The sequence below is a fragment of the Tissierella carlieri genome (assembly GCF_018917285.1).
Classification (GTDB): Bacteria; Bacillota; Clostridia; order Tissierellales; family Tissierellaceae; genus Tissierella; species Tissierella carlieri.
Genome location: NZ_JAHLOH010000022.1, coordinates 70290 through 80813, shown reverse-complemented (window position 1 = coordinate 80813; position 10524 = coordinate 70290). Strand labels below are relative to the sequence as shown.

Below are 10524 nucleotides of genomic sequence, written 5' to 3'. Positions count from 1 at the left end.
AGCTATAGCAATTAAAACTCTTTGCCTCATACCGCCTGATAATTGATGAGGAAACTGATTAGCTGTTCTTTTAGGATTAACTATCCCTACTTGATCTAAAAGCTGTAACATTCTTTCATGTCTTTGATCACTATTCAGATCCGTATGATAGATTAAAGACTCCTCTATCTGTTTCCCAATCCTATGTAATGGGTTTAATGATGCTAATGGATCTTGAAAAATAAAACCAATCTCCTTACCTCTAATTTCATTTAGTTGCTCCTCAGAATAATTAACCATGTTTTCGCCATCATAAATTATTTCACCACTGACTCGAGTAAAATTCTTGTCATGTAATCCTACTATAGAGTTAGCAACTGTACTTTTTCCGCAGCCAGATTCTCCAACTATTGCTAGCAGCTCATTCTTGTGTAAAGAGAAAGAGACACCATCGACTGCATCAAAATACTCATCTTGAAATCTAAAGGCAGTGTGTAAGTCTTTGATCTCTAATATTTTTTCATTTGCCATTTTCCATTTCCTTTCTTATTATATTTATTAGTGTATTATGTAAATTTGAGCACTAATATTTAAGCTTCAGATACATCCAATAAATACCATATAAAACAGTCCTCCCTCAAATTTATTTTATAAACATTCATATATAATAATATTGTTGAAAACTGTTTTTTTGAAATAGTAATATCTTTCCAATAAAAATCTAATTACTTACTTTTATAAAATTATATTATTTTCTAAACTTATTCTATTGTATCATTATTCACTCTTTTATGTCAATTATAAAGTGATATTAGTTTAATACTATAAGCACAAGAATTTGAATCCTATAAAATATGGCTGAGAAAATGTCTAAATATCAAGAGATATGAAGTGTCAGGAATTTTCTTATTAAATCATATATAATTTTGTATTGTAGATTATTTTGTAATATAGTGTAATATTATATAATGATTTGTTCTTTGCAAGGAGGAGACATCATATATGTAAGGTATTGAGAGTTGGTTTTATGAATTATAAAAATTTTGATTATGCTAATTTAAGTAACCCTTTATTTAAAATGATATAATTTATTGAAATAAGTACCTTCTGAGGTTCTTATTTTTTTATTTTGCACGAAAAATAATTCCCGTAGGGGTAAAGTAGGGGTGGAATTTTTAAATGTAGGGGTAAAATATTAATTCCAAAAATATACAAATAATATGCATATATAAAGGAAGGAACTTTTCCAAATTACCATATTATACTAATATCTAAAAAACACATTAAAGAATTAGGACTTTAAATGGTCCTTTTCTTATCTAAACATAACCCCATATCTTTTCAATTTATAAAATACAACCTGAAAAGTAAATCCCATTCCTACTCCAACCCAAAAAATAAAGAAGGACCTTAGATTTTACTCCAGGGTTCTTCTCACAATAAATATTTATTTCGCGGAATTTAATAATCAGGCATATCTAAATCGCATTTACCGCCGCCTCTAACAGTTCCTCCGCCACCATCATTGTCTATTGCTGGTACATAGTTACCTGCTGCCAAAACACTCATTCCAAATTGTGAAAGCAAGACAATACTCATACAAAGAGCTATGAGCATTTTTTTCATTTTAAACATATTTATTTTCATAAGCAAGTTCATACAAATTCAGCTGTATTCTGCAAAGCAAAAAATAGGACTGATAAGATCCTATTCTATCATTATGCCTTTCTTCAACTCAATTGACAAAACAGCCATAACTCTTGATGCTAGATAAGCTATGTAATCTTTTTCATCTTCTGTAAATTCCATAATGTCTAAAGAACGTATTAAATCTCTAGCTATAAATAATAGGCTCTCTACCATTATTTATCGCCCTTTACATTAGATTTTACTTATATAGTTCGATAAAGGGTTGGCAAAATCCCAATGTCATTAAGTTGAGATATTTAAGAAGTTTACATGGGGACTGATTTGAATGACTTATGAAGAACTATTAATGGAAGCAGAAACACATGAATTAATTGTAAAAGAAAAACTCCTTAAAGCATATAAGGGAAGAATTAAAGGAAATAGAATTGCTATAAAAAAAGATCTCGCCACTACAGATAAAAAATGTACATTGGTTGAAGAGATAAGGCATTACAAAACAAGTGTAGTCGATATAAGAGTGAATACCAAAAATTACTTGATACTAGAACCTTGGGACTTATAGGTAAAAAAATGTTATCTAAGATTACAGATGGCGACTTAATAGAATTGATGCAAGAGATTACAAATTCCCCAGCAAAGACTAAATCAGGCAAGCTATCCGATAATTCAGTAAAACATTAAAATACTCTTTTAAAGAATATGTTCTCTGATGCCGTTGCGTTTAAAATTATAACCGAGAGCCCTATGTCCAATGTCAATTTTAAAGCCTCTAGAGCCCAGCTGAAGGACAATTACTATGAACATAAGGATATAGGATGCTTTATTAAATATATTACCTACAGCGCCAATTAAATACCAACTGTCAACCTTGCTCGCCCTGCCCCTTGGTCCCAGATGCGGAGAACTTATAGCAGTTAGATGGAAATATGTAAATTATGACAAATTAAAGATAAAATTCTTTGAATCTAATGCTTATGTGGAAGGATAGGAAGTTTTATTAAATAAACCAAGAATGATACTTCAGTAAGAGAAGTAGCTTTTCCTAAATTCTTAGTTTCATTCTTTAAAGAACATAGGAAAAATGAACTGGACAAAAAAGAGTTGTTAGGAGATAAATGGTTTTATGGAAAGAATCATAAGTATGAAGACGATTTTGTATTTACTCAGAGAAATGGAAAGGCTATATATGTTTCTGCACCGTCACAATGATTTGCTGAATTTTTAGAAGAACATGATTTAAGAAAAATCACTTTTCACAGTCTTAGACACACGAATACGACGATTTTAATTTCAGAAGGCATAGTATTGCTGAAATCTCAAAAGACTTAAGACATGCCAAAATTTCCACCACAACCGATTTTTACACTCATACCCTCAAGTCTAATGAAAGAAAAAGGGCAGATGTATTCGACGACATATATACAAAAAACAAAGAGGAGAAAAAAGAAGAAAGTAAAAGTGGCACGCCAGCACCATATTTAAGAGTTGTTAAGTAAAATAAAAAAACCCCACGTTCATTGAGAATACGGGATTTTCATTTGGTGCACCTTCAGGGACTCGAACCCTGGACCCACTGATTAAGAGTCAGTTGCTCTACCAGCTGAGCTAAAGGTGCATATGTTTTTTTCAACATTTATTATTATACTACCTTCATCTATATTTGTCCATAGTTTTATAATAAAAAAAGCTAAATAAGAAAATATTTTCTTATTTAGCTTTAGCTTTTTTAGTTCTCGTAGTTTTCTCTCAAGAAAAATAAAGCTATTGTACCTGGACCAGAATGGGCACCTATTGATGCACCTATCATATTAATAACAAATTTTTCAGCTCCAAATCTTTCAATAATTAACTCTTTTAGTTTCAAAGCTCCTTCCAAATCATCTCCATGAGTAATTCCTATTACTTGTTCACTTAGATTTGCATTTTTTGTTCTATCTTCCATTAGATCTAGCATACATTTGAATACCTTATGTCTACCCCTTACCTTTTCTAAGGGAACTAGCTTCCCGTCTGCAACATGAAGCACAGGTTTAATATTTAACAACCCTCCTACAAAAGCCTGAACTCTTGATACTCTTCCACCTCTAAATAAATATTCTATATCATCTACTGTAAAGATATGTTCAATATTTTCTTTATAAAATTCAATCGCTTTTAATATCTCCTCTTTACTTTTACCTTCCTTTGCCAATTTTGCTGCTTGTAAAACTATGAGTCCAAAACCACCTGAAGCTGCTTTTGTATCTACTATATCTAAATCAAAATTTGGATACTCTTCAAGTATTGATTCTCTTACAAATAAAGAAGTTTGATAAGTTCCTGATAATCCAGATGAAAAAGCTATGTAGATGATACTATCTCCATTTTTTGCATATTCTGAGAACTTATCACTAAATGCGTTTGGCGGTATTTGTGCAGTCTTATACGTTTGACCATTTCTCATATCTTCATATACTTTTTTTGGTGTTATTGTAACATTATCTAGATATTCTTCATCCCCCTTAATTACGATTATAGGTAAAATATCTATATTATATTCTTCTATTATTTCTTTTGACAAATCACAGGCACTGTCACTTAATATTTTTATTGACATTTTATTACCTCCCTTTCCCATATAATATTATACACTATTATATTCATAGATTTAACATAAAAATGAAAATAATGGCATATATTTTTTATTTTTAAAATAGATTATAATACTATTATTTTAAGGAGTTGGTCTTATGAAATTATTCTTTATTAAGAAAAAGACTTTATTTTGGATAATTGCAATATTACTTTTAATAATTGTTTTCTTCATAGGGATTCCTTTTTTAGTTTAGGCCTTGACTTAAGAAATATACATTCTTATACTTAATATATAAAAGGATTCTATTGAACACAAATATATTAAGGAATCCTTTTATGAAACCCATCTAGACAGAAAGCTTACATAAAATAAAAATAAGACTTTCCTATGGGTTATAAAAGGAGGATTATGAATGGGTCTATTGGAGAACACTTTTATATTAGGTATTTTAGCTAGTTTAGTAGCTGGTGTAATGACAGGTGTAGGAGCGATACCTATATTTTTTACAAAGAATATTTCTGAAAAAATGTTAGATACTTTACTTGGCTTTGCTGCTGGCGTAATGTTAGCCGCTACTTCTTTTTCCCTTATAGTTCCTAGTTTAGAAGCTTCAGGTGGCGGAATAAAAGGCGCACTAATAACTGGTTTAGGTATTTTAGTGGGTTCTGTCTTTCTTGATTTAACAGATAAATACTCTCCTCATGTACATCTACTAGATAAAAGAGTAGAAGGATCTAGCACATCTTTAAAAAAGATTTGGCTCTTTATTATTGCAATAACTCTACATAACTTTCCTGAAGGATTGGCCGTTGGTGTTGGCTTTGGTGATGATAACATAAAAAATGGTTTATCTATAGCCCTCGGCATCGGTCTTCAGAATATGCCAGAAGGCTTAGCCGTGGCTCTAGCTTTGGTTAGAGAAAAATATGATGTTAAGAAAGCTTTTTTGATTGCATTACTAACGGGTTTAGTAGAACCTGTCGGCGGATTATTGGGAATTGGACTTGTATCTATTTTTAAACCTATACTTCCATTTATATTGGCCTTTGCAGCTGGTGCAATGTTATTCGTTATATCTGATGAAATAATACCAGAGACTCATAATAACGGGTATGAAAGACAAGCAACATACGGAGTAGTTATTGGATTTATTATAATGATGATACTAGATGTTACTCTAGGATAAAAAAAACAGCAGATAATTTATCTGCTATTTTTTATCCTATGCTCCTAGTGAATAGTATTTACTTATAAGTTGATCTAATTCTTGACTATACCTTAGAATCCTATCTTTATCCAAACCTTCTGATACAATTTTATTGAGTTCCTCCCGCTTCTTTTGAATCTCTTCTTTTAATTCTTCTATGCTCATGCTCTTCTTCATGATTACTCCCTTTACCTCTCTTTTCATCTCATTACCATTACCCTTCTGGATACACATCTTCAATTTAATGCTTTATTGTAGTATACCCAATTTTATTATTTAAAAAACCTCTTTTGTATTTTTTTATAGTTAGCCTACTCTCACTCACTTGAACATTATAACATTTAGTAACATAAAACGAAATTAATTTTTTTTTAATCTTTCTACAAAATTCCACAATATATTGTTTTTTATATTGTATAATATAGATAATGTAAAATAAATATGGGAGGGAATATGATGAGTAAATTAATTGATAGGTTTTTACAATATGTTAAACATGAAACTACTTCAGATGAAAGTTCTACTTCAGTGCCTAGTACATCTAATCAACTTGAATTTGCTAAAATATTGGGGAGAGAATTAGAAGAAATTGGATTATCTGATGTATCCGTAGACGAAAATGGATACGTGATGGCTACCTTACCTTCAAATACTGAAAATAAGGCTCCAATCATAGGTTTTATAGCTCATATGGATACTAGCCCAGATATGTCAGGTAATAATGTGAAGCCTAAAATCATATCTAATTATAATGGTGAAGATATAGTATTAAATGATGAAGAAAATATTATTATGTCGACAAAAGATTTCCCTGATTTAAAAGATTATATCGGGCATGATTTAATCACTACTGATGGTACAACTTTATTGGGGGCTGACAATAAAGCTGGAATAGCTGAAATCATTACAGCAGTGGAATATTTAATCCAAAATCCAAATATCCCGCACGGTACTGTAAAGATTGGATTTACTCCTGATGAAGAAATTGGTAGAGGTGCTGATTGTTTTGATGTAGAGAAATTCGGTGCAGACTTTGCTTACACTGTAGATGGAGGTCCAATAGGTGAGTTAGAATATGAGAACTTCAATGCTGCAACAGCTAAAATATCTATTCAAGGTAGAAATGTTCATCCAGGCACAGCTAAAAACAAAATGATAAACTCTATATTAATAGCTAATGAGCTCAACTCTATGCTTCCTATAGATGAAAGACCTGAATATACTGAGGGATATGAGGGATTTTATCATCTAATGGCTTTCAATGGATCCGTTGAAAAAACAGAAATTGCATATATTATAAGAGATCATTCTATGGAAAAGTTCGAAATCAAAAAGGAAATTTTAAAAAGAGCTGTAGAATTCTTAAATCATAAATATGGTGATATTATTACCTTGGAAATAAGTGATTCTTATTATAACATGAAAGAAAAAATCGAACCTGTTATGTTTGTAATAGATATTGCTAAAAAAGCTATGGAAGATTTAGACATTAAACCCTTAATTAAACCTATTCGTGGCGGTACTGACGGAGCTAGACTTTCTTATATGGGATTACCTTGCCCTAACCTTTTTACAGGAGGACATAACTATCATGGTAAATTTGAATATATTCCTATATTCGCTATGGAAAAGTCAGTGGAGACTATCTTAAAAATAATAGAATTAGTACAAGAAATGCCCTTAGATTAATCTAGGGGCATTTGCCATTATTTTTTAAACCCATTCATTTCTATGTTTTAAAATATAATTCTCCACTTCTCTTATATATCCATTATTTATTTCTTTTATTATCTCATTATTAATAGAATTTAAGGATATATCGTCAATTCTTGAAATAGGTAATACATTTACGGAAGTTCCAGACATAAAACCTCCATCCAGTTTTTTTAAGTCCTCTATATGAATACTTTCCTCTACTATTCTAATATTTAATTTATTGCAAACATCAAAAATATGCTTTCTTGTAATACCTATTAGAACCTCTGATGCTTTGGCAGTATATACCTTATCACCCTTCACAAAAAACATATTAGAACGACTTCCCTCAGGTATATATCCTAGTTTATTCACCAGTAAAGCTTCAAATGCATTCTTTTCTTTTAAAGCTTTTGACACTTCTTCTTTAAAAGAAGTAAATAATACTTTTGCATTAGGATTATTTCTTTCATAGTGAAATAATATAGTATGAATTCCATTCTTATAATATTCTTCTGGTGGATAAAAGCTATCAATATTATAGACTAAAAACACCTTAGCCTTACCTTCAATTTCTGTAGATAAAAGCTTTATATTTAACTTGTCTATGTTGTTTTTTAAAATAAGACTTTTTATATCTTTTCTTATTTCTTGTTCATCTCTATCTATATTGTATCCTATTATGTTTGCAGAATCGAACATCCTATTTAAATGATCTTCTAGGAAAAGAGGTACACCATCAATTACCCTAATTACTTCATAAATAGGTGGTCTTTCTATCTTTTCAAAAATCTCCGCATTTTCTGTAGTATTAATCTGTCCATTTATAACATAATAATCTTTAATTGCTTCTGGTTTCATTTTTATCCCCCTTTTTATTTTTATTCCCCTAATTTCTCAAGACTTTTTATTATTATATCTTTTTTTATCTTGGTCAATTTTATGCTCTTTTCATTTAATGCATTTTTCATATCTATTATTGCTAAATTAATATTATCTAACATCTTTATTTTACTATCATTTTTTTCAAGCTTCAACCTAATTTTATTTGTTTCTTCCTCTAGATTTCCCAACATACTTGAGGCTTCAATATCTTTTCCCTCTAAAGCCTTTAAGTATGACTGATAAGTAGAATATTTTATTTTATTTATTTCTCCCCATATTTCATCTTTATATATTTCAAACATAGGAGCAAGATTTGACATACTCTGACTGCCATAATTGTAAATGCCTACAACTGTTCTATCTTCAATAGACTTAGTTAAAGCGTTTAAACTTTCTTTAAACTTTTCAGTTCTCTCTAAGGTTACCCCCTTTTTTACTCCTTCTACCTCATATTCATTCCACTTCTTATGAGTTTCTTCGATTTTCTTATCTATTTGTTCCCATGTACTTAAAAGTTTTTCTTCTCTACCCTCAGGCTTTTTTTGCTCTTTACTCTTGGCACCTTGAGATTGATCTCCAGGCTGACCTCCTTGATTACCCTGACTTCCACCACTTTTCCCTTGGTTTCCACCACTGTCTCCTTGAGTACCCATTGCTCCCCCTGTTTCATTTTTTATTTCAATAGTTTTCTCTATTTTGGCTTTCTCTTCTGCCCTAGCTCTCTCCAATTCAACTTTATTTACATCATAATCTGTTCCTTCTAATATACTTTCTACCTTTTCAGTTTCCTTCAATATATCCTGAAGCCCTTTACTTATATCTCCCAGTGCTTTAGGGGCTTTATCCTTTTTTTCGAATTTAACTGTCTGATTTCTCTGAGCTCTACAACCACTTAATGTAAATATCATTACTATAAATAATATATACCATTTAATCTTTTTCAAAATAATCACCTCTAGATTATTATCTCCAGAGGTGATTTTATTATAACCTATGTGAAAATTCTAATTAACCTTAATATAGTTTCTCAATAGAAGTCTTTTTTATAGTGATTTCTTATTAAAGAATAGGAGATAACAATCTAGAAAAAGACTCTTTTACTTTTACAATTCCACTTCTGTTATTATATTCTTCTAATGTAACTTCTTTACAATATTGTAAATCATCTAAAAATTTATCTGTTAATTTTAAATTTATAGATTCATCATATAAAAATGCATTAACTTCAAAATTTAATTTAAAACTTCGAATATCTAGGTTCGCAGTCCCAATAGAAGAAACAAAATCATCCATTAAAACTACTTTTGAATGAAGAAAACCTTTTTCATAGGTATAAAACTTTACTCCAGCCTGTAAGAGCTCACCAATATAACTCATACTAGCCCAATAGACAAAGGGATGATCAGGTTTACATGGTATCATTACTCTAACATCTAAACCAGATAATCCTGCAAGCTTTAGCGCTTCAAATATACTATCATCAGGTATAAAATATGGGGTCTCAATATAAACCTTTTCTCTTGCATTGGAAATCATCTTAAGATATCCATCTTTTATGCTAGGCCATTTTGAGTCTGGTCCTGATGATACTATTTGTATTCCTGTATCGCCTAAAGAATCTTCTTCTGCAAGATATGTTTGACACTGAGTTATTTCCTTACCAGTAGCAAATCTCCAATCTAAAAAAAATCTCCATTGAAGAGAAGATATGGCAGATCCTTTTATTTTAATATGAGTATCACGCCAATATCCAAATTTTTTTGATAATCCTATATACTCATCACCTACATTAAATCCTCCTACAAATGCCTCTCTTCCATCAATTATACATATTTTTCTATGGTTTCTATAATTAATTCTAAGGCTTACTAAGGGCACAAATGGGGGGAAAAACACCCCAAATTCTGCTCCTGATTCTTTTAGTTGATTAATATATTTTTTTGAAAATTTTCGACCGCCCATTCCATCAACAAGAAGTTTTACTTCAACACCTTCACGGGCTTTTTTACATAATGATTCTATCACTTTTTTTCCTAATCCATCAGATTTAAAAATATAGTATTGTAAATGAATATAATGTTTTGCATTATGAATTCCATCTAATAATGCCCTAAATTTATCTTCCCCATCAAAATATATTTCAACATTGTTATCTTGTGTAAAAAATGATTCTGAACTAATTAAATGCATTTTTATTAGATCCTCATATTTAATATAATTAGGATCTCGATACCTATATTCATCTTTATCCATTTGTTTCTCTTGAACTAATACAATATCACGAAAGCAATAATCTTCCTCTTCCTTGGTTTTAAATAGTTTCTTTTTACTTAAATCCTGACCAATAAATAAATATAGAATAAAGCCTATGCCAGGTAAAAAAGTTAAAACCATAAGCCATAGCCATGTCGAGGTGGGATTCCTTCTTTCAAAAAATACAAGTAAAATAGCAAATAGAATATTTAACCATAATATATTTCTAAATACCCATCCATAAGATGTAAATAGGAAATCCATAATATCCCCCTAGAAA

The 10524-nt window shown here is 30.3% G+C and carries 11 protein-coding genes and 1 tRNA gene; 3 read left to right on the top strand and 9 right to left on the bottom strand.

The features are described 5' to 3' along the window. From KQI38_RS05860 to KQI38_RS05850, 3 genes are all read right to left on the bottom strand, one after another. Positions 1–510, bottom strand: a 510-nt coding sequence (locus KQI38_RS05860) for an ATP-binding cassette domain-containing protein (protein ID WP_216556856.1), incomplete at its 3' end; no start/stop codon positions are given. A 930-nt stretch (positions 511–1440) separates the two neighbouring features. Continuing rightward, positions 1441–1614, bottom strand: a complete 174-nt coding sequence (locus KQI38_RS05855) for a hypothetical protein (RefSeq protein WP_216556854.1) — start codon at positions 1612–1614, stop codon at positions 1441–1443. Between the two features lie 72 nt (positions 1615–1686). Then, positions 1687–1842: a hypothetical protein gene (locus KQI38_RS05850; protein ID WP_216556852.1), complete on the bottom strand. Its 156-nt coding sequence runs from the start codon at positions 1840–1842 to the stop codon at positions 1687–1689. Between the two features lie 112 nt (positions 1843–1954). On the opposite strand from KQI38_RS05850, the gene KQI38_RS05845 reads away from it, so the two are divergent. After that, positions 1955–2191 (top strand): hypothetical protein, encoded by a 237-nt coding sequence (locus KQI38_RS05845; protein ID WP_216556850.1) that lies wholly within the window; start codon positions 1955–1957, stop codon positions 2189–2191. A gap of 977 nt (positions 2192–3168) precedes the next feature. Here KQI38_RS05845 and KQI38_RS05840 read toward each other — a convergent pair. Both KQI38_RS05840 and KQI38_RS05835 read right to left on the bottom strand, forming a co-directional pair. Next, positions 3169–3244, bottom strand: a tRNA-Lys gene (locus tag KQI38_RS05840). A gap of 111 nt (positions 3245–3355) precedes the next feature. Continuing rightward, positions 3356–4225, bottom strand: coding sequence for a DegV family protein (locus tag KQI38_RS05835; protein ID WP_216556848.1), 870 nt, complete (start codon positions 4223–4225; stop codon positions 3356–3358). Between the two features lie 391 nt (positions 4226–4616). Between KQI38_RS05835 and KQI38_RS05830 the strand changes: the two genes are divergently transcribed. Beyond that, positions 4617–5390 carry a ZIP family metal transporter gene (locus tag KQI38_RS05830; RefSeq protein WP_216556846.1) on the top strand — a complete coding sequence of 258 codons (774 nt, stop codon included), beginning with the start codon at positions 4617–4619 and terminating at the stop codon, positions 5388–5390. Positions 5391–5426: 36 nt separating this feature from the next. Here KQI38_RS05830 and KQI38_RS05825 read toward each other — a convergent pair whose 3' ends face one another. Then, positions 5427–5645, bottom strand: a complete 219-nt coding sequence (locus KQI38_RS05825; RefSeq protein WP_094904379.1) for an aspartyl-phosphate phosphatase Spo0E family protein — start codon at positions 5643–5645, stop codon at positions 5427–5429. Between the two features lie 222 nt (positions 5646–5867). Between KQI38_RS05825 and pepT the strand changes: the two genes are divergently transcribed. Beyond that, positions 5868–7100 (top strand): peptidase T, encoded by a 1233-nt coding sequence (gene pepT / locus KQI38_RS05820; RefSeq protein ID WP_216556844.1) that lies wholly within the window; start codon positions 5868–5870, stop codon positions 7098–7100. 24 nt (positions 7101–7124) lie between these two features. Here the strand turns inward: pepT and KQI38_RS05815 are convergent, their stop codons facing one another. The 3 genes from KQI38_RS05815 to cls form a co-directional block, all read right to left on the bottom strand. Beyond that, on the bottom strand, positions 7125–7967 hold the full coding sequence (locus KQI38_RS05815) for an aminotransferase class IV (protein WP_216556842.1): 843 nt from the start codon (positions 7965–7967) through the stop codon (positions 7125–7127). A 20-nt stretch (positions 7968–7987) separates the two neighbouring features. Further along, complete coding sequence (locus KQI38_RS05810) at positions 7988–8935, bottom strand: hypothetical protein (protein ID WP_216556840.1); 948 nt, start codon at positions 8933–8935, stop codon at positions 7988–7990. A 115-nt stretch (positions 8936–9050) separates the two neighbouring features. Beyond that, positions 9051–10508 carry a cardiolipin synthase gene (gene cls / locus KQI38_RS05805; protein WP_216556838.1) on the bottom strand — a complete coding sequence of 486 codons (1458 nt, stop codon included), beginning with the start codon at positions 10506–10508 and terminating at the stop codon, positions 9051–9053. Between the last annotated feature and the right edge of the window lie 16 nt (positions 10509–10524).

Excerpts from the sequence above, each read along its gene's own strand:
- KQI38_RS05855 (WP_216556854.1), bottom strand. The coding sequence starts at position 1,614 with ATGTTTAAAATGAAAAAAATGCTCATAGCTCTTTGTATGAGTATTGTC.
- pepT (WP_216556844.1), top strand. The coding sequence starts at position 5,868 with ATGAGTAAATTAATTGATAGGTTTTTACAATATGTTAAACATGAAACT.
- KQI38_RS05825 (WP_094904379.1), bottom strand. The coding sequence starts at position 5,645 with ATGTGTATCCAGAAGGGTAATGGTAATGAGATGAAAAGAGAGGTAAAG.
- KQI38_RS05830 (WP_216556846.1), top strand. The coding sequence starts at position 4,617 with ATGGGTCTATTGGAGAACACTTTTATATTAGGTATTTTAGCTAGTTTA.
- KQI38_RS05835 (WP_216556848.1), bottom strand. The coding sequence starts at position 4,225 with ATGTCAATAAAAATATTAAGTGACAGTGCCTGTGATTTGTCAAAAGAA.
- KQI38_RS05850 (WP_216556852.1), bottom strand. The coding sequence starts at position 1,842 with ATGGTAGAGAGCCTATTATTTATAGCTAGAGATTTAATACGTTCTTTA.
- KQI38_RS05815 (WP_216556842.1), bottom strand. The coding sequence starts at position 7,967 with ATGAAACCAGAAGCAATTAAAGATTATTATGTTATAAATGGACAGATT.
- cls (WP_216556838.1), bottom strand. The coding sequence starts at position 10,508 with ATGGATTTCCTATTTACATCTTATGGATGGGTATTTAGAAATATATTA.
- KQI38_RS05845 (WP_216556850.1), top strand. The coding sequence starts at position 1,955 with ATGACTTATGAAGAACTATTAATGGAAGCAGAAACACATGAATTAATT.